The sequence below is a fragment of the Pseudomonas sp. GW-45 genome (assembly GCF_056896675.1).
Window position 1 is genome coordinate 924,044 of the sequence record NZ_CM167674.1, and the last position, 19,458, is coordinate 943,501.

The following is a 19,458-nucleotide window of genomic DNA, read 5'->3' on the forward strand; positions in this document are numbered from 1 at the left end:
TTTAAAGAAATAGGTCAAATTCTGGGCGTAAAAAACCCGGCCCGCCAACCGGGAGCGCAGTGCGCTCCGCAGCGGGCCGGGTCATCAGGCAATCTTAGATCTTGCCTACCAGGTCGAGAGAAGGAGCCAGAGTGGCCTCGCCTTCTTTCCACTTGGCCGGGCAAACTTCGCCTGGGTGTGCAGCAATGTATTGAGCAGCCTTGACCTTGCGAACCAGGTCTTCAGCGTTACGGCCAATACCTTCGCTGGTGACTTCAACCGCTTGGATGATGCCCTGTGGGTCGATGATGAAAGTACCGCGATCAGCCAGACCCATGTCTTCGCGCATGTTGTCGAAGTTGCGGGTTACGGTGCCGGTCGGATCGCCGATCATGGTGTATTTGATCTTGGCAATGGTTTCGGACGTGTCGTGCCATGCTTTGTGGGTGAAGTGAGTGTCGGTAGACACGGAGTACACTTCTACGCCCATCTTCTGCAGCTCTTCGTAGTAATCAGCAACGTCGCCTAGCTCAGTTGGGCAAACGAAGGTGAAGTCAGCTGGGTAGAAGAAGAAGATCGCCCACTTGCCTTTAACGTCTGCTTCGGTGACTTCGAAGAACTCGCCGTTTTTGAATGCTTGCGCTTTAAAAGGTTTGATTTCGGTGTTGATAACTGACATCGATGAACTCCTTATTGAGTCGTTTGTGTCGTTGGTTGAGAAGACAGGAGCAATACTAGGCTTCTGCCATGAATACTTAAAATAAATTTCAACTAAATTGCAGATAGCTTTTATCTATCTGAGGCCGCGGCGATGAAATTCAAGGCCTGCCTCTCAGCACAGCCAAGCTAACGCCCAATGACTTGGCTGAGATTGTCGAGCCTAGTTGGCGTTTGTGACCGTTAGGTGCTGCTATGGGTTCCCGAGGCTGATTGCCGACGGGGAATCCAGTAAAGTAGAGGCCACTGAACTCGATAGAGCAAATGTATGCTGACTCATTTGGATGCACAAGGCCGTGCCAACATGGTCGATGTGACCGAAAAGGCCGTTACCTCACGTGAAGCGCTGGCGGAGTCACTGGTGCGCATGCGCCCGGAGACCTTTGAGCTGATTCAATCCGGCGGCCATCCAAAAGGTGATGTGCTGGCGGTAGCGCGCATTGCTGGTATTCAGGCTGCCAAGAAAACCTCTGATTTGATCCCGCTGTGTCATCCTTTGATGCTCACCAGCGTCAAGGTCGAGCTGCTGCTCGAAGCACCGGATGCAGTGCGGATCCAGGCGCGCTGCAAGCTCGCCGGCCAGACGGGCGTGGAGATGGAAGCCCTAACGGCCGCCAGTATCGCCGCGCTGACCTTGTATGACATGTGCAAGGCGGTAGATAAAGGCATGGTGATAGAGGCCACCCGCTTGTTGCAGAAATCCGGCGGCAAGAGCGGTGATTTTCAAGCCGAGGCGTCGGCATGATCAATCTGCAGTTCTTTGCCCGTTACCGTGAGCAACTGGACTGTGAGGCAGAGCAGTTGCCCTGGGATGCCAGCTTGCAGACCTTGGCAGACGTACGCCAGCACCTGTTGGCGCGCGGCGAGCAATGGCAGGTGCTGGCGGAGCCACGCATCATGTGTGCGCGTAATCAGGAGCTCTGCTCTTTGGAGACGCTGATTGCCGACGGCGACGAGCTGGCTTTCTTTCCGCCCGTTACCGGAGGCTAAGATGCGTATTGCAGTGCAACAGCAGGCGTTTGATCCAGGCGAGTGGTTGAATCGCTTGCAGGGCGACAATCAGGGCACCGGTGCGGTAGTGGGTTTCGTTGGTTACGTGCGTGATTACAACGACGGCGATCCGGTCGCTGGCATGTGGCTCGAGCATTATCCCGGAATGACCGAAAAGGCATTGCAGGGCATCGCCGACCAAGCCTCTGAGCGCTGGCCGCTGTTGGATGTGCAACTGATTCACCGGGTCGGACAACTTGATCCTGGCGAGCCGATCGTTTTTGTCGGCGCCGCTTCGGCGCATCGGCAGGCCGCTTTTGCAGCAACCGAATTCATCATGGATTACCTGAAAACCCGCGCGCCTTTCTGGAAGCGCGAAACGACGCCGCAAGGCGAACGTTGGGTGGAATCGCGCGAGAGTGATGAGCAGGCGCTGGAGCGTTGGTCGTCCCTGCCATGACTGGGCCGTGCTAAAGTGGCATACAAGCAGCAAGCGGAGCAGCACATGACACAAGGTCGTTTACAGGACGGTCAAGGACGCCGCATTGAGTATTTGCGCCTCTCGGTGACCGACAGGTGCGATTTTCGCTGTGTCTATTGTATGGCCGAAGACATGACCTTTCTGCCGCGCGCGCAGATCCTCAGCCTCGAAGAGCTCGAGCGCATCGCTCGTCTGTTTGTTGCGCAGGGCGTGCGCAAGATTCGGCTGACGGGTGGCGAGCCGCTGGTACGCCGGGGCATCGTTGATTTGTGTGAGCGTATCAGCGCCATAAACGGGCTGGATGAACTGGTGATGACCACCAACGGCTCGCAACTCGACAAGCTGGCTCAGCCGCTGGCCGATGCGGGGGTCAAACGCCTGAACATCAGCCTGGATAGCCTGCAGGCTGATAAATTCAAGGCCATCACGCGCACCGGCGAATTGAGTCAGGTGCTGGCCGGCATAGAGGCGGCACGCAAGGCGGGCTTTGAGCGCACCAAGCTGAATGTGGTGGTCATGAAGGGCCGCAACCACGATGAGGTCAATGCACTGACTGACTTTGCGCTACAGCGCGGGCTGGATATCACCTTTATTGAAGAAATGCCCTTGGGTAACGTGGGCCGTGAGCGCGGCGAGGCTTTTTGCTCCAGTGCTGAAGTGCGCGAGATGATCAGTCAGCACCATAGTTTGATCGAGAGCAGCGAAACCAGCGGCGGCCCTGCGCGCTACCTGCGGGTTGAAGGCTATCCAGAGAGCCGCATCGGCTTCATTTCTCCGCATTCCCATAATTTTTGCGATACCTGTAACCGCGTGCGTTTGACCACCGAGGGTCGGCTGTTGCTCTGTCTGGGGCATGAGAACGCACTTGATATGCGCGAATTGGTGCGCCGCCATCCTGATACCGACGAGCCTATTCGGGACGCGCTTGAACGTGCTCTGCAACACAAGCCCGCGCGTCACGAGTTTGCCGTGGATGGCGAGGTGCAGGTGCTGCGCTTTATGAATGCCACGGGTGGCTGAGCTGCTCCGAGCGTTGGTTGGTGAGCCTTCCATTCGCTCTATTGATCCGGGTCAACACCTGAAGTGAGGCGGCGGCGTAGTCTGAATACTCAGACTTAATACGCCGGAGAGCCTCATGCTTAGTTCTATTCGTTGGGACGCTAACCTGATTCGTCGCTACGATCATGCCGGTCCGCGCTACACCTCATATCCTACCGCCGTGCAATTCCACGAAGGCATTCGTCCGTCGGACTTCCTGCACGCCTTGGATCAGAGTCGGTCCCAGCAGCGCGGGTTGTCGTTATATGTGCATATCCCGTTCTGCGCCAATATTTGCTATTACTGTGCCTGCAACAAAGTGATCACCAAGGATCGCAGTCGCGCACGGGAATACCTTGCCGCGCTGCGGCGTGAGATTGAATTGGTCAGCCAGCATGTGGGGGCTGAGCAACGCGTGGAGCAATTGCACTTTGGCGGCGGTACGCCGACCTTTCTTAGTCACGCCGAGCTGCGCGAGCTGATGGCGTGTTTGCGTAAGCATTTCGTGCTGCATGACGACGACGGCGGCGATTACAGTATTGAGATTGATCCGCGCGAGGCTGATTGGGCGACCATGGGGTTATTGCGTGAACTGGGCTTCAACCGGGTTAGTTTCGGCGTGCAGGACCTGGACCCGGAAGTGCAACGCGCAGTTAATCGATTGCAGAGCCACGAGCAAACCCAGACCGTAATGGACGCGGCGCGCACTCTGGCTTACCGCTCAATCAATATCGATTTGATCTATGGCCTACCCAAGCAGACGCCAGAACGCTTTGCACAAACGGTAGATGCCATCATTGCGCTCAAGCCTGATCGGCTCTCGGTGTTTAACTACGCGCACCTGCCTGAGCGATTTATGCCGCAGCGGCGTATCAATAGTGCCGATCTGCCGTCACCTGCAGACAAATTGCGGATGCTCGAAAACAGCATTCAGCAGCTGTTGGCAGCGGGTTATCGCTACATCGGTATGGATCACTTCGCACTCCCGGACGACAGCCTAAGCATCGCGCAGGACAGCAATGAGCTGCAGCGTAACTTTCAGGGTTACACAACCCACGGCCATTGCGACCTGATTGGTCTGGGTGTGTCATCGATAAGCCAGGTTGGCGATCTTTACAGCCAGAACAGCAGTGATTTGAAGCTGTATCAACAAGCGCTGCAGGACGATGAGCTGGCTACCCGTCGTGGTTTGGTGTGCCATACCGATGATCATATTCGTCGCGCCGTAATCGCCCAGTTGATCTGCCACTGCAACCTCTCATTCGGGGTGATTGAGGAGCGTTTTCAGATCGACTTTCATGATTATTTTGCCGATTGCCTGCCGATGCTAGAGCAAATGGCACGCGATGGTCTGCTTATTTTGACGCCGGGTAGTATCAGGGTGCAGCCTGCGGGACGGTTGCTGATCCGCTCCATTTGTATGCTATTTGATGTCTATCAGAACGAGCAGAGCGCGCAGCGGTTCTCACGCATCATTTAGCGTAATGCTGTGTCTGCGATAGTGCTGTTATGCTGAGTCCCTCCAGCAGGCGGCCAGAGGTGTTTCATGCAGAGCGACCTACGCAGACAGCGGTCATTTTGGCTTCGTATTGGAGTACTCATTTTCGCTGCTTTGGTGGTGCTGCTGTCCTGGCTGGGCAGCGCAGACCGGGCGTCGGTGGAATATATCGATGGTGCCTTGCTGCAAGCCTCTGTCGCCTTTGCATCGGCCCGCGCGCTTAACGCGCTGATTTCAGTATTACAATCGACCACCCTGAGCTTCAGCCTGTTCGGCGGCGTAGCGGTGACGCTCGGCGAGCTGTTGGACCCCTTCAATGATCTGATCGAACAATATGGCACCCTGATGCAGTGGGCTATCGGTTCGCTGCTAACCCAGAAAATTCTACTTGGCGTGGTTTCCCACTCGATGTTCAAGGTGCTGATCAGTATCAGCGGCCTGCTACTGGCATTGAGTCTGTTCTGGCGTCAGGGGCGCTGGGCTCCCAAGTGTCTGCGGTTGTTTATGGCACTGCTGTTCTTGCGGTTTGCGTTAGCCGCAGTGGTGTTAATGAATGCCGTGGTGGATAACCAATTCTTGGCCGAAGAAACACGCCAGGAAGTGGCTTTGCTGGATAATCTACCCGCCCAGGTGGAAACCCTGGGTGCAGCCGATAAGGTTCTGGATGGCCAGCCGGCGTTGACGGCACTGGGTAAGCGTCAGCTCCAACTACAGCAGAAACGCTCACAGCTGGTGTCCGACCGTGAGCGCATCGGGCGCGCACGGCAGCAAAGCCAGCGCGCGCTGGAGAACATGGAACAGCAAATGGGCGGCCTACAGCGCCTGAATCCTTTCGATCGGGATGCGGATTACGAATTTTTGAAACTGCAGATTCAGCGCATGGATGAACAGCTGCAACGTATTGCGCGCGAGTTGGCGACAGTTGCTCAGCATTTGGCTACTGTCGAGCAGGAGCGGGCAGCCTTGCAGCAGGCCAAAGCCGACAGCGATCCGGCATTCTGGGATGCACTGGGTGACGGGTTTACCGGCCTCGGCGAGCAGCTCGCGCGCGCAGGCGATCCGCAAACTTATGTTGCCATCAAGCAGGCGCTGGACGGCGCAGTGGATACGGTGCTGCGGGCGATGACGCTCTTTGTTTTGCGTACGCTGATTTTACCGCTGCTATTTTTGTATCTGCTGATTAAAGGCTTACGGGCAATCTGGCGGCTAGAACTGCAGCCTTGGCTAGGCGCGTCCCAGCGGCTGCGTAAGCCGTTGATTGAGTGATCAGTCGCTGCGGTAGGCCCGCCGGGCATATTTATAGCTAAATGCGCCGCAGCGAATAAAGTTTTGCCCGCCGTGGACGACAAGAATGGGTAACAACCCTTTCGCGAGGCGACCGGCATGGCGCAACTCAGTTTCAATCAGAAAATTGTTGGTGCGGCATGTGTGGTGGTTATCGCCGCCTTCGCGGCTTTTTCCGTTTACAACGACTACCTGCAGCGCAAGACCCTGCAAGACAACCTGCAAACCTATTTGGCCGATGCCGGTAGCCTGACGGCCGAGAATATCAGCAACTGGCTATCCGGCCGGATTCTGTTGCTGGAAAATCTGGCTGCCAACACTCAAAGCGAAGCGCCAGACCGGTTGGTGCCCTTGCTGGAGCAGCGCACGCTGGCGCAAACCTTTGACTTTAGTTATCTGGGTGGGGCCAATGGCGAGTTCACCATGCGCCCGGAGTCGGAGATGCCGGCTGACTATGATCCGCGTACCCGTCCCTGGTTCAAGGATGCTCGCGCCGCAGGCGAAACTATCTTGACTGCTCCCTACGTCGATGCTGCCACCGGTGATCTAACCATGACCATCGCCACGCCAGCCGGTGCTGCGGTGGCCGCGGGTGATCTGAACTTGAAGGCGATCTCGCAGATTATTAACGCACTCGACTTCAATGGTCTGGGTTATGCCTTCTTGGTCAGCCGTGATGGCAGCATATTGGTGCATCCCGACAGCAGCCTGCAGATGAAGACGCTGCGGGATATATACCCGCAGAATACGCCGCAGATCAGTAGCGGCCTCAGTGAAACCGAACTGGATGGGCACCCACGGCTGCTGACTTTTGTGCCGGTCAGTGGGCTGCCTGGGGTGGAATGGTATGTGGGGCTGTCGGTCGATCGAGACAAGGCTTTTGCCAGCCTGACCAGCTTCCGGATTTCAGCTTTGATTGCTGCGCTGATTGCATTGGCTGCCATAGTACTGCTGCTCAGCCTGCTGATGCGTTACCTGTTGCGGCCACTCAATTCCCTGGGCCTCGCGCTGGACAACATCGCCAAGGGTGAGGGAGACTTGACCAAGCGCCTGCCGGTGAACAGCGACGACGAATTCGGACGCTTGGCCAGCGCTTTCAACCAGTTTGTCGAGCGCATTCACGACTCCATCAGCCAGGTCGCGCAAACCAGTAGTGAGCTGAATGATGTGGCGCTGCGCGTGGTCGATGCTTCCAACGCCAATATGGCCAGCTCAGATCAGCAGGCGGCGCGCACCAACAGTGTGGCCGCGGCGATCAATGAACTGGGTGCCGCAGCGCAGGAGATCGCCCGCAATGCGGCCGATGCGTCCAAGCAAGCCAGTGACGCGCGTAATGGCGCAGAGCAGGGCAGTGAGGTGGTCAGTAAGACCATAGTGGCGATGCAGGAGTTGTCTAGCAAGATCAGTGAGTCGAGTCAGACCATTCAGCAGTTGAGTCACAAAACCGCCGATATCGGGCGCATTTTGGAGGTGATTCAGAGCATTTCTGAACAGACCAATTTGCTGGCGCTCAACGCTGCGATTGAGGCTGCACGGGCTGGTGAAGCGGGTCGAGGTTTCGCGGTTGTGGCGGATGAAGTGCGCAATCTGGCGCACCGTACGCAAAGCTCCGCGCAGGAAATTCACGTGATGATTGAAGGCTTGCGCGGCGACGCTAGTTCGGCCGTCAGCCTAATGAGCGACAGTCAGGAATACAGCCAGCACAGCGTAAGCGTTGCCGGTCAAGCTGGCGAGCGGCTCCAGCAGATTACGCTGGGCATTGGCGAGATCGACAATATGAATCAGTCAGTCGCCACCGCGACCGAAGAGCAGACATCGGTGATTGAAAGCCTCAACGTGGATATCAACGACATCAATATGCTTAACCAGGAAGGCGTCGACAATTTGCAGGCAACACTGCGCGCCTGTACCTCGCTGGAACAACAAGTGGCGCGTCTGCGTCAGTTGGTTGGCAGTTTCCGTATTTAGATATGTTGATCAGGGCTCGCCAAGTCGTTGATTACCTGCTGTAAGCCGCTATAACCGGTACAGCGGCATAGATTGCCGTACATTGCTTGCTCCAACTCGGCTGCGCTGGCGTGCGGTTTCTGCGTCAGGGCGGCGGTTAAACTAGTGGCTATCCCCGGGATGCAGTAGCCGCATTGCAGCGCGCCGTGTTCGATCAAGCTGTCCGCCACCCGTTGAAATACCGGTTGGGAGCGCAGCCCTTCAACAGTACTCACTTCTTTGCCCTGCACCTGATAGGCCAGCAGTAAACACGCTGGCACTGCAGCGCCGTCGAGCTGAACCGTGCAGGCCCCGCAGCGCCCAATGCTGCAGCCTTCCTTGGGGCCAGTGAGTCCTTGGTCTAGGCGTAGTATGTCCAGCAGGCGGCGGGCCGGGCCGACCCTAATATTCAGCAACTGCCCGTTCAAGGTAAAGTTTAGCTGCATGCTCGCAGCAGTATTTTCGGTGCTCATGGCAGGTTTCCCTCGGCTGCGGTCATAGCGGCTAGTAGTACAGCGGGGCGAGCGGGCAGGTCGCATGGCCGTACACCAGTGGCATCCTGAATCGCGGCCATCAATGCGGGACTGATGGCTTCAATGCCCAGCTCGCCGATACCGCGCACAGGGTATTGATCGCCGGCGACGATGGTTTCGATCACATCAACTTGCTGTGCAGGTGCATCGGCCAGGGTTGGGATCAGATAGGCATCGAGGTTATCGAGTTGGTACTCGCCGTTGTGCATAGGCACATCTTCCAGCAACGCCATACCCATACCCATGACGGCCGCCCCTTCGATTTGACCTAGATAGCTCGGCGGGTGAATGACCTTACCGCCGGCGGTGATGTGGTGCAGATGGGTCACCTTCACGCGGCCAGTGAAGCGATCCACCCTGACGCGGGCAACAGTGGCAATCAATAATTGCAGGTAGCGCCCTCTGGGCTGAGCGTCGGGGCCAGTGGGAAAGTCAAAATGGGTTTTTAGCGTCGGCAGTGATTCGCCTTTGCTTCGGCTTGCCAATGCTTGATAGCTGATAGCACGCTCCCCCTGTGGCTCATCGTGCCAGAGCCCACCGGCACCGGTGCGTAATGCCCGCTGATCGCCCAATAAGGATTTGCCTAGCTGGATCAGCTGCTGTTGCCAGTCGTCGCGCAGCCGCCGCAGTGCTTCTGTGGCAATCACTGTGCTGCGTGAGGCGCTGGTAGGACCGGAATCGGGACCGTCAGAGTCGCCCAAGCGAATATCCAAATCCTCCGCGCTGCAGCCAAGCGCTTCGCAGGCCAAAGCCTGAACGGCGGCAACCACGCCTTGTCCGTACTCGATAAACCCAAATGCTAATTGAATGGCGCCTTGTTCGGTCAGGCGCAGGCTGGCGCCGCCCGCATCAGGCAAGCCGTTGCCCAAGCCGTTGCCCTGCGCGCCTAATGCCATGCCCACGCCGCTCAGCCAGCGTCCGCGCTCCCCGTCAGCGGGGTTGATTTGCCATAATGGTGATGCGATAGCAGCGTTCAGCAGCGTGTCGGGGTGACAGGGTATTTGCTGGCTTTGGCCTTCTACACCGTCATCATCCGGGGTGCGCAGATTGCGGCGGCGTAGTTCCGCGGACGATAGCCCAGCAGCCTGCGCCAGTTTGTCCAGCTGGCTTTCCACCGCGAAGGTCGCCTGGTTGCCACCGAATCCGCGAAAGGCACCGGCAACGCTGTTGTTGGTGTAGACCAGCTGGCCCTGTACCTCAACGTGCGGGATGCGATACAGGGGCGCGGCTGCGTGATCACTGAAGTTGGTCAGCACTGCGGGACCCAGAGAAGCATAGGCTCCGGTATCCAGCACAGCATGCAGCTGATGGGCAATCAGGCGGCCCTCGGCGTCGCAGCCGGTACGCGCAAACATCTGTATCGGATGGCGCTTGATGCCGGCCCGCGTGGACTCTTTGCGGTCGTAATGAATGCGCACGGGGCGGCCGGTTTTCAGGGCCAGCAAGCCGGCAGCAGGCTGCATGGTCAGCTCGTCTTTGCCACCAAAGCCACCGCCGGTAGAAAGGCCAATAACCCGCACCTTTTTCTGCGGTAAGCCGAGGATGTCGGCGAGCTGATCGCGGTCGCGATGGCCACTTTGGCAGCCGACTCGAAAGGTCAGGCTGCCGTCTTGCTCGGGAATGGCCACGCCGCCTTCGGTCTCCATGAATACGTGCATCTGACGCGGGGTGCTGTAGCGGCTTTCGACGATATAGCTGCACTGAGCAAAACCTGCGTCAATATCGCCGTGACTCAGTTGTGAGCTATCCAGCAGATTTCCATCGGGGTGCAGCAGGGGAGCGCCTGAAGCCAGAGCTTGTTGGCTATCGCCGATGCTGGGTAGTGGTTCATAAACCACCTTGATAAGGGTGAGTGCGTGAGCTGCCATTTCGGGGCTATCCGCTGCCACTGCAGCAATAGCATCGCCGAGAAAGCGAACTCTGTCAGTGCAGAACACGGGCTGATCCCGAAAGATGATGCCGTAGCTGTTGGTGCCTGGAATGTCTTCAGCGCAAACGACCGCGCGTACACCGGGCAGGCTGCGAGCTTGGCTCAAGTCGATATGCAAAATGTGCGCGTGCGGCCAGGCACTGCGCAGGATCCGGCCGTGCAGTAATCCGGGCCAGTGCAATTCGTCGGTGGGATACTGCTGGAGTCCGTAAACTTTCTCGGTGCTGTCAGGACGGGCGCTCCAGCGTTCGGCAAAGTGCGCTTGGTCCAGCGGTACGGCGGTTGGGACGTTATTCATGACAAGTCTGGACTCAGTTGGTCGCACAGCAGGTTGGCGCCGGCTGATATCAAGTAGTCACGCTGCGCGCAGCCGAGCGGCAGGATGCTGTCGAGGGTGGCGCGCAAGGCAGTGTTCAGCACGCGACGACTGTCCTGGAGCGGAAGAAAATGAGGGCTGATCGGTAACAGACAAGGCTGAATAGCATTGCCACCAATGGCCAGTCGCAGTGTCTGCAGTTGACCTTCTTGCCAACATTGCAGACTAGCTACGTTCAACAATGGCGGGTTGAAAGCGCTGCGGCTGGCGAGCTTTTCCATGCGGGTGAGGCTACCGGCTAGGGGGACGGGTATTTGCAAAGCGGTGATCAAACCTTGCGACTGCGGCGCTTCAAGCCACTGCGTTAGCGGTTGTTGTTGCGACCTGCCATGTCGATCAATCCAGAGAACCTGGGTATCCAGCACCAGTAACGAAGGCAGTAGATCGCCAGCAAAACCGATGTTGCCAGCCAGAGTCCCGAGTTGACGTACGCCGGCAGCGCCAACGCTAACGGCTGCCTGAGAAAGCAGTGGCATGTCTTCGGCTAGCGCTCTGTTATTGGCTAGCTCCGCCAATGAGGTTAAGGCGCCGAGCTGCCAGCTGCTTGCCAAACGCTTGCATCCGATCAACTCGCTCAGCCCGCTGAGTGCAATAGCTTGAGTGGGCCAGTTCGCCGTTTTGTTCCAGCTCAGCTGAAGAGCGGTCGCGCCAGCTATATAGGGCGCTTGATGGCGTACTGCCAAAGCAACCGCTTCAGAGGCGCTCTGTGGGAACAGAATATGCGTTTGAGTGCGGTCGGTCACGGCTATCGTCATTGGCTTGATGGACACGATAGGAATTGCTTTGCTGGCCTGATCAGTGTCACTTGCGGGCTCCATTAGTGGGTTCTATTGATTGATGCAGGAAAAGTGCCATTTTGTGTGTTTTGGTGTCGTAGCTTTGAATAGCTGTCTGATTGGTCAGTTAAAAGGCATGGGCTGTTAGAGCCAGGTAGAAAGTGCGAGTAGGGAAGCTAAATGACGGTGCGAACGCTTAAATAGTGCATATTTATGGTGCGCATAAAAACGCTGGGATTGAGAATAATTTCAGGGTTTGTTCTCTGAAAGGTCAGCTTTTTATAAAAGCTGACCGTTTGGTCTGTAAATGTGTAGCTCGCAAGTACGATCTCACAGCGTTAGCGAACGGTGTAACCCCGTGCCTCAAGACAGGCCGTCATCGCGCGTTGGTAATTGGCTCGTGTAGCACTGGCCGCGTTAGCAGCAACTCCGCCATAAGGTTGTGTAGGATCGTAGCCCGTTTGGCTATTACCCCACTGATGGCATTCGTACTTATCCTTTGACTGTTGGCCCGCAGACTGATTACTGGCGGGGTAAATAAAGAGCTCATCCTGCGCGGGTGTACTGACGTTGGATTGGCTCGGTGCGTCGACTACTACGTAGTTATTGCCGCGTTGCACGTAATAAATATTGTTGTAACGGTAGTAAGGGCGACCACCAATCATCAGGCTAATGTAGCCGCCGGGCAAAACTGGAATAGATAGCCCTATGGGTGGGGTCACGACGATAAAACCGTTGCCGTGTGGGCGATACCAGCCGCCTCTTACATAGTAATAGTCGTGATCACGATGGTGTATCTGTCGGTAGCCGCTGGGCAACCTGGCCACACTGCTGCCGGGCCGCATGTGCGGCTGCGAAGTTACTCGGACTGGCGCGCGCTGCGCTTGTTGGGCGGGCTGATGCTGAGGTTGCTGGTTGTGCTTGCTTTGATCATACCGGGAGTTCTGGCCGGCGTTGTCGCGTCGGTCCTGATCCCCCGGACCGGCGAAGACCGCCGTGCTGGTGAGCAGGCTCGCAGCGACCAGGAGTGCCAGCTGTTTGGGGATAATGACGCCAATGTTGTGCATATTGTCTTCCTCTCTTTAACGAACGCTGTAGCCACGCCCAATCAGGCAGGCTTCCAGAGCGCGTTGGTAGCTGTCTTCGACCAAGCCCTGCTGAGCGCTGCGGTCGGCGTTGATGCTGTTTATCTGTTCTGCCTTTTGGGCGTCCGAGGCCACACCGATGGCCGCACCCAAAACGGCTCCCACCAGTGCACCTTCGCCACCGTGGTGCGGGCCCGAGAGCACGGCTCCAGTAATGCCGCCGAATACCGCTCCGGTGGCAGTACCTTCGCCAGGCGTGCTGGGGACGGGTTCAAGACTGTTGTTGCCACTCATGGTGGCTGGGTCGAAATGCGATTGTTGAACTGCCCATTGGTGGCAGTCATAGCGGTCGTAGTTGAGCTGTTCGGCGCTTTGTCCTTGCGACGGATAGACGGCAAGTGGACTGCGTGAATACATAACGGAGTCAGTTGCTGGCATCGCCACAGTTGATGCGCAGGCACTGAGCAAAATGGGCAATAGCACAGCCAGAGCACGAAGGCGGGGCAGTGATGGTGAGGCGATACCGGAATGCGGCATGTGGCAACCCTGAAAGAGACATCCACGTCAGGCCAATGACCGCCATCCTGGGAGGTCGAAAAGGAAACAATGGGACTTCTGTCAGGGGCGGTATTGCTGGCGCCGGGCAGATTAACCATCTGTGCCTAGCGTATCTATCGTTGTGTCAGTCGGCGCCGCAAGAATGTAAAGATTTCGTAAAGGTTGGGAGGGGGTACTTGGCTTGGTTGAAGAATGGCCATAGGTGCTGAGGAACCGAGAGCACAAACAACAATGCCCCGACAATCGAAGCTGTCGGGGCATTGTTCAAGCAGCTGCGCGTAGCCTTACATTTGCGACTGCAGGTAATTTTGCTCGCCAACCATCTTGATCAAACGCAGCTGCTGCTCCAGCCAGTAGGCGTGATCTTCCTCGGTATCCTTGAGTTGTATTTCAAGCATTTCGCGGGTGGGGTAGTCGCTGTGTTGTTCACATAGCGCAATGGCTTTGGCTAGGTTCTCACGTACCTCATATTCCAGCTTGAGATCGGACTCCAGCATTGCCTGCACAGTGAAGCCGGGTGTGATCTCCGACGGACGCATATCCGGCTTGCCTTCCAGAAAGAGAATGCGCTTTAGAATCGCATCAGCGTGCTGCGTCTCTTCTTCCATTTCGTGATTGATGCGCTCGTACAGCTTGCTGTAGCCAAAGTCGTCGTACAGGCGTGAATGCAGGAAGTACTGGTCTCGCGCGCCCAGCTCGCCACGCAGTAGTTCGATCAGGCAATTAATGACCTCTGGTTGACCCTGCATGCTGAGTTACTCCTGCGACTGTTTGACGATCTTCGGATTGTGCCTAAATTGGATTCGAATTGCCATCTTATGAGTAAATAAAATTTCAATACTTACAATAGGTTATGTTTACTTTGATGGTGTTGAAAAGCGTGATGGAAGTACTTCTTGATTGCATTGGTTTTCATACAAGCCAGTAAGTTAACAACGGCTAACCCTGAGTGTAGTGGCGGCTCGCGGAAAAGAACAACGCTGGAGATAGCTAAGGGCAGCGAGGAAAAGCGGGAAGGGTGATTTAATTCTATTTAAATCAATTGCTTAGCCGTAATTCTGGAGCGGGTGAAGGGAATCGAACCCTCGTCGTAAGCTTGGGAAGCTTCTGCTCTACCATTGAGCTACACCCGCACAGGCGGTCTTTGTACCAGAGTCGCTGACGCTGGGGAAGAGGGCGGAGATATTTGTTTTCTCCGCCATACAGATTTGCTTTAGCGTTGTTGGTTGAGTTGCATCAGTAGTTCATAGCTGTGCTGTCTAGCTTGCTGGTCGAAGATTGGGCTATTGACGATCAATTCGTTTACGCCGGTACGCTCCAGCAACTGCTCCATTTGCTCGCCTGCGGCTTCTGGGTCGCCGATTAAGCTGCCGGATAGGGTAGACATTACCTGGTGGCGTTCGTGGGGCTGCCAGAGGCTTTCCATATCGTGAGTAGGCGCGGGCATCTGACCTGGGCGACCGCGAATCAAGTTGAGAAACGCTTGCTGGTGAGAGGTTGCTAGATAATGTGCTTGCTCTCGGTCATCGGCCAAGTAGGCGTTGATGCCAAGCATGGCGTAGGGCTCTGCAAGTTGTTCTGATGCAGTGAAGTGTTCGCGATACAGGCGCAGTGCGCTGAATAGATAGTCTGGCGAGAACTGTCCGGCAAAGGCAAAAGGTAGGCCGAGGCGCCCCGCCAGCTGTGCACTAAAAGTGCTGGAGCCGAGCAGCCAAATAGGCACGTTGAGACCGGCGCCTGGCACTGCGCGTAAGCGCTGTTCGGGCGTAGGCGTGGCGAACAGCTTGCGCAGTTCATCCAGCATCAACGGGAAATCTTCGCCATCGGTACGGCCACGACGCAATGCCTGAGCAGTGGATTGGTCTGTGCCGGGCGCGCGGCCCAAACCCAGATCAATGCGGCCAGGGTAAAGCGATTCAAGGGTGCCGAACTGCTCTGCAATCTGCAGCGGAGCGTGGTTTGGCAGCATGATGCCGCCGGAGCCGATGCGGATATTGTTGGTGCCGGCAGCAAGGTAACCCATAACCACCGAGGTGGCGGCGCTGGCTATGCCGGTCATATTGTGATGCTCTGCGACCCAGAAGCGATTGTAGCCTTGTGTTTCGGCCAGTTTTGCCAACGCTAGGGCGTTGTGCAGGGCGTCTGCGGGTGTTGCGTCTTCAGTAACGGAACACAAATCCAGTATGGACAGCTTTATGGCCGAGGTTGTCATCTTCGCTCCTGCACATCAGTTTGCAATCAGGCTATGCTAACGTCGAATGATGTCAGGCAACATAGCTAATCACGACTGGGCAACGAATCTCAGCTGTGACCACCAATTGGAGCTTGAGCGTCGGAGGATCGGAGCAGTACGCAGGCTGCCGTATCACTTCTTTATAGAGCGAACAGCCCATGTATCAGTACTCGAACGGCAAGAAAATGCGCTACGCCATGTTTACCCTCTTATCCGCGGCCGTCTCTTTACTCTGGACTGTGCAAAGTAATGCTGCGCAGGTCATGTTGACTGATAAGGCTGGCGCGCCTTTGTCCAATGCCGTGTTGCTCGTGGATGGCATACCCGCGTTGCAGTCTCAGCAGTATGTGATGGATCAGGTCGATATACAGTTTGTGCCACGCGTATTGGTTGCGCCTGTTGGCACCCTGGTGGACTTTCCAAATAGTGATGATGTGCGCCATCACGTCTATTCTTTCTCTTCTGCCAAGCCGTTTGAGCTGCGTCTTTTCAAGGGCGCTGAGGCACCTCCGGTCGCTTTTGATCGCGCCGGTGTAGTGGTGCTTGGCTGCAATATTCACGACTCCATGATTGGCTACATTCTGGTCACCCAAAGCCCCCGCTTTGCCGTGAGCGATGCGCAGGGGATTGTGTCGCTGCCTGATTTGCCGGCTGGCAACTGGCCGGTCTCGTGGTGGCATCCATCACAGCTTGAGCAGCCGCCCGTCGCACTCGGTGAGCTGGACCTGAATCAAGCGGGCCAGGTTCTGAGCCTGCCAGTGTCCTCAGCTAAGCAGGCGCCGACACCAGTGCTATCTCCGTTGCAGCAACGCTTCAAGAAAGCGGCGGAGTAGCGGGTGCGTATTCGGTATCTGCGTACCAGGCTGATAGTTACGTCTGTCTGCTTGCTGTCGTTGGTACTGGGGGCTGTGTTTTTTGCGGTTTATACCAGCACAGACTTCTCAGCGGAGCGACAGGCGCAACGGCAACTAGAGGTAGGTAGCAACGTTTTCAGAAATCTGCTGGAAGCTCGAGCGCGTGAGTTAACCAACGCAACGCAGATTCTGGTAGCAGACTTCGGCTTCCGTCAGGCGGTTGCCACGGGTGATTTAGCGACCATTCGCTCGGCCTTGCTAAATCAAGCAAGCCGCATTGGTGCTGACCAGGCATTGTTTTTTGATGCGCAGGGCGACCTGCGTATTTCGTCGGCGACCATGCCAGGCTCAGACACCGCGCAGGTGGAGTCACTGCAAGCATTTTCCGAGCAAGCGTTGATTGCAATGATTGATCATCGGCCCTATCTGTTGGTAGAGGCGGTGGTGCACGCGCCCGTTCCAGTGGGGCAGGTTGCGATGGCATTCAGCCTGGACGCTGCGCTGGCCCGCGAAATGCAGAAGTTGACTGGCCTGGAAATTCGCTTTGTCAGCAGCCGAGACAAAGAGGTCATGAGCACCTTTTCGACCACCCCATATGCACAGCAAGATATGAGTCTGCAGCAGGGCACGCAGAGGCTCGAGAGGGAAGGCTATCTGACTACCGCCATTACCCTTCTGGATCAGGCGCCTTACAGTGTGGTGGCTCAGATGGCCAGCCCGCTGAGCGATGCGCTGGCGAGCTTCGATGATCTCAAGCGCGAACTGTTGATTATCACCCTGATCGCGCTATTGGCTTCCTCGTTTTTGGCGGTGCGTTTATCCGGCGGTTTAGCGCGTCCGGTCACCTTGTTGGCGGAGGCAGCCAAGCGTATTGGTCGGGGCGACTACACCCACAAAGTCACGCTTGCCCGCAATGATGAGTTAGGGCTCTTGGCCGAAAGCATCGATGCCATGCGGATCGGTATCGCCGAGCGGGAAAGTTTGATTGCGCATAACGCGCTGCATGACCCACTGACCGGATTGGCTAACGTTGGCGTGATGCGTGAGCGACTGAATAGCTCGATTGTCAGTGGTCAAAGCGGTGTGCTTGCGCAATGCAATTTGGTGACCGCAGAATTGATGGTTAAGGCCCGTGGACAGAGTTTCATGGATACCTTGGTACGCCAGTCAGTAGCGTGTTTGGAAGGCCAGCTACCGGCCGATTCATTGCTGGCTTGGCAACCAGGGGTGGGCTTTCTGCTGTTGTTGGAGCGCCGTGATCTGGATGAGGCAGTGGTGGTTATCGACGCGATGCTGGCTCAGCTCGGCGAGAAGATGCAGGTTGAGGATATCAAGCTCCGCTCGCAATGGATGGCCGGTGTAGTGGAGTGGCCGTTGCAAGGGCGTGACGCGGGTGAGCTGTTACGCCAAGTCAGTATTGCACTGGGAGACGCTGCCCCCGGCCCGGAACGCATTGCGGTGTATCAGGCGCAGCGTGATCAAGCATACCAACGACGTATTCGATTGGCGCGGGACCTTCGTTATGCCCCGGAGTACAAAGAGCTGGCGGTAGTGTTTCAGCCGAAATTGGATTTGGCCAGCGGCGAAGTGCGGCAGGTTGAAGCGTTGATGCGCTGGACGCACAGCGAACTTGGTCCGATCACTCCTGATGAGTTCATTGTTTTGGCCGAGCAGACCGGCAGCATTGGCATGCTGACGCAATGGATGATGGCCGCGGTTGCCTCGCAGTTACGCAATTGGATAGATCGTGGTATTCATCTTCAGGTAGCGATGAATATATCTGCTCGTGATTTGGACGACCCGCAATTTCCCCAGCGCATCGAGCATCTGCTGCGCGCCCAACAGATCAGCCCTGAGTATCTGTCGATGGAAGTCACCGAAAGTGCAGTGATGATAAACCCTGAGCGCAGCCTGAATAGTCTGCGTGTGCTGCGTGACCTGGGTATCTCATTGGCGGTGGATGATTACGGGACAGGCTATTCATCGTTGGCTACGCTGAAGAGTCTGCCGGTGCAAGACTTGAAGATAGACAAGTCTTTTGTGCTGCAGCTTGCGGAGGGCAGCGACGATGCCGTTATCGTCAAGTCGACCATCGAATTGGCGCACAATATGGGCTTGAAAGTGATTGCCGAGGGAATAGAGAACATAGACAGCCTGAACTGGCTGAAAGAGCGTCATTGTGATGTGGCTCAGGGGTACTTCATTAGTCGGCCGTTGGCTGCAGCAGCTTTAGAGCAATGGCTTGAGGATACCCGTGGTACCTTCGGAGTAGTGGAGTCTGCATGAGAAAAGCTGCAATAGCCGCTTTGCTGGTGGCTTGTGCAAGCGGCGCGATGGCCGAGCCCGGTGGTCGTATGCTCGCGACGGGCGGTGCGACCAGTATTGAGGGTGCTGCTGGTGGTGGCATAGTGCCTTGGGCGGTGTTGTCTGGCTACGGTACCCGTGATGAATGGGGCGGCGATGTTTTTGCGACGCGGGTCGATACCGGAGATTATAGGCTGGATAGCTTCGGCGCCGCGCTCAGCTTAGGTAATCGCGTGGAGCTGTCGATTGCTCGTCAGCGTCTGGATATAGATGCGCTGACCAAAGCCGCAGGCCTGCCCGAAAAAACCCTAAATCAAGATATCTACGGGCTGAAAGTGCGCCTGTTCGGTGATCTGATTTACGACCAACTGCCGCAGGTCTCGTTTGGTGCGCAGTATAAGCGCCAACGTAACTTCCTGGTGCCATCACTGGTTGGCGCCAAGCGTGATTCAGATACCGATTATTATCTTGCAGCTTCGCGCCTGTTTCTGGGCGCTGTAGGTGGCTATAACCTGCTGCTCAATGGCACCTTGCGTTACTCACGGGCAAATGAAACGGGCCTGCTCGGTTTTGGTGGTGATCGCCGCGACAGCCGTAGTTTGTTGAAGGAAGGCAGTGTCGGTCTTCTGTTAAGCCCGCAATGGATAGTCGGCGTCGAATACCGTGAGAAACCGGATAATCTGTCCTTCGCTGGAGAAAGCGACTGGCAAGACCTATTTGTCGGCTACTTTCCTAGCAAGCGTGTGGCGGTAGTCGCCTCGTGGGCTGATATGGGCGAAATCGCGACGCTGGAAGGCCAGCAGGGCCTGTATTTGTCATTGCAACTGAGTTACTGA

General features: G+C 56.5%; 18 protein-coding genes and 1 tRNA gene. 10 read left to right on the forward strand and 9 right to left on the reverse strand.

The window, feature by feature from the left end; genetic code table 11:
• Positions 1-94: 94 nt before the first annotated feature.
• A complete protein-coding gene (gene ahpC / locus AC1XYH_RS04185; RefSeq protein ID WP_483325410.1) occupies positions 95-658 on the reverse strand; it encodes an alkyl hydroperoxide reductase subunit C in 564 nt (187 codons plus the stop codon).
• Between the two features lie 306 nt (positions 659-964).
• On the opposite strand from ahpC, the gene moaC reads away from it, so the two are divergent.
• The 7 genes from moaC (at position 965) to AC1XYH_RS04220 (ending at position 7,955) form a co-directional block, all read left to right on the forward strand.
• Positions 965-1,441, forward strand: coding sequence for a cyclic pyranopterin monophosphate synthase MoaC (moaC, locus tag AC1XYH_RS04190; RefSeq protein WP_483325411.1), 477 nt, complete (start codon positions 965-967; stop codon positions 1,439-1,441).
• On the forward strand, positions 1,438-1,686 hold the full coding sequence (locus AC1XYH_RS04195; protein ID WP_483325412.1) for a MoaD/ThiS family protein: 249 nt from the start codon (positions 1,438-1,440) through the stop codon (positions 1,684-1,686). The genes moaC and AC1XYH_RS04195 overlap by 4 nt, the downstream gene beginning before the upstream one ends.
• Before the next feature lies 1 nt (position 1,687).
• Positions 1,688-2,146, forward strand: coding sequence for a molybdopterin synthase catalytic subunit MoaE (gene moaE, locus AC1XYH_RS04200; protein ID WP_483325413.1), 459 nt, complete (start codon positions 1,688-1,690; stop codon positions 2,144-2,146).
• A 45-nt stretch (positions 2,147-2,191) separates the two neighbouring features.
• On the forward strand, positions 2,192-3,187 hold the full coding sequence (moaA, locus tag AC1XYH_RS04205) for a GTP 3',8-cyclase MoaA (protein WP_483325414.1): 996 nt from the start codon (positions 2,192-2,194) through the stop codon (positions 3,185-3,187).
• A 115-nt stretch (positions 3,188-3,302) separates the two neighbouring features.
• Positions 3,303-4,685, forward strand: coding sequence for an oxygen-independent coproporphyrinogen III oxidase (gene hemN, locus AC1XYH_RS04210; protein ID WP_483325415.1), 1,383 nt, complete (start codon positions 3,303-3,305; stop codon positions 4,683-4,685).
• Between the two features lie 66 nt (positions 4,686-4,751).
• Positions 4,752-5,969, forward strand: a complete 1,218-nt coding sequence (locus tag AC1XYH_RS04215) for a hypothetical protein (RefSeq protein ID WP_483325416.1) — start codon at positions 4,752-4,754, stop codon at positions 5,967-5,969.
• Between the two features lie 117 nt (positions 5,970-6,086).
• Complete coding sequence (locus AC1XYH_RS04220) at positions 6,087-7,955, forward strand: methyl-accepting chemotaxis protein (RefSeq protein WP_483325417.1); 1,869 nt, start codon at positions 6,087-6,089, stop codon at positions 7,953-7,955.
• On the opposite strand, the gene AC1XYH_RS04225 is transcribed toward AC1XYH_RS04220, so the two are convergent.
• The 8 genes from AC1XYH_RS04225 to AC1XYH_RS04260 form a co-directional block, all read right to left on the reverse strand.
• On the reverse strand, positions 7,952-8,446 hold the full coding sequence (locus tag AC1XYH_RS04225) for a (2Fe-2S)-binding protein (RefSeq protein WP_483325418.1): 495 nt from the start codon (positions 8,444-8,446) through the stop codon (positions 7,952-7,954). The genes AC1XYH_RS04220 and AC1XYH_RS04225 overlap by 4 nt on opposite strands.
• Positions 8,443-10,734, reverse strand: a complete 2,292-nt coding sequence (locus AC1XYH_RS04230; RefSeq protein ID WP_483325419.1) for a xanthine dehydrogenase family protein molybdopterin-binding subunit — start codon at positions 10,732-10,734, stop codon at positions 8,443-8,445. The genes AC1XYH_RS04225 and AC1XYH_RS04230 overlap by 4 nt, the downstream gene beginning before the upstream one ends.
• Positions 10,731-11,630, reverse strand: a complete 900-nt coding sequence (locus AC1XYH_RS04235) for an FAD binding domain-containing protein (RefSeq protein ID WP_483325420.1) — start codon at positions 11,628-11,630, stop codon at positions 10,731-10,733. Before AC1XYH_RS04235 ends, AC1XYH_RS04230 begins: the two co-directional genes overlap by 4 nt.
• A 296-nt stretch (positions 11,631-11,926) precedes the next feature.
• Complete coding sequence (locus AC1XYH_RS04240; RefSeq protein ID WP_483325421.1) at positions 11,927-12,655, reverse strand: DUF6515 family protein; 729 nt, start codon at positions 12,653-12,655, stop codon at positions 11,927-11,929.
• Positions 12,656-12,670: 15 nt separating this feature from the next.
• Positions 12,671-13,210: a glycine zipper 2TM domain-containing protein gene (locus AC1XYH_RS04245; protein ID WP_483325422.1), complete on the reverse strand. Its 540-nt coding sequence runs from the start codon at positions 13,208-13,210 to the stop codon at positions 12,671-12,673.
• Between the two features lie 305 nt (positions 13,211-13,515).
• Entirely contained in the window at positions 13,516-13,980 is a 465-nt protein-coding gene (bfr, locus tag AC1XYH_RS04250) for a bacterioferritin (RefSeq protein ID WP_483325423.1), read from the reverse strand.
• Between the two features lie 310 nt (positions 13,981-14,290).
• A tRNA-Gly gene (locus AC1XYH_RS04255) sits at positions 14,291-14,364 on the reverse strand.
• Positions 14,365-14,444: 80 nt separating this feature from the next.
• A complete protein-coding gene (locus AC1XYH_RS04260; RefSeq protein WP_483325424.1) occupies positions 14,445-15,443 on the reverse strand; it encodes an LLM class flavin-dependent oxidoreductase in 999 nt (332 codons plus the stop codon).
• 179 nt (positions 15,444-15,622) lie between these two features.
• On the opposite strand from AC1XYH_RS04260, the gene AC1XYH_RS04265 reads away from it, so the two are divergent.
• From AC1XYH_RS04265 to AC1XYH_RS04275, 3 genes are read left to right on the forward strand one after another with little or no spacing between them, the layout of a single operon-like run.
• Positions 15,623-16,297 (forward strand): methylamine utilization protein, encoded by a 675-nt coding sequence (locus tag AC1XYH_RS04265; RefSeq protein ID WP_483325425.1) that lies wholly within the window; start codon positions 15,623-15,625, stop codon positions 16,295-16,297.
• A gap of 3 nt (positions 16,298-16,300) precedes the next feature.
• On the forward strand, positions 16,301-18,604 hold the full coding sequence (locus AC1XYH_RS04270; RefSeq protein ID WP_483325426.1) for a putative bifunctional diguanylate cyclase/phosphodiesterase: 2,304 nt from the start codon (positions 16,301-16,303) through the stop codon (positions 18,602-18,604).
• 47 nt (positions 18,605-18,651) lie between these two features.
• Complete coding sequence (locus AC1XYH_RS04275) at positions 18,652-19,458, forward strand: DUF3034 family protein (protein ID WP_483326298.1); 807 nt, start codon at positions 18,652-18,654, stop codon at positions 19,456-19,458.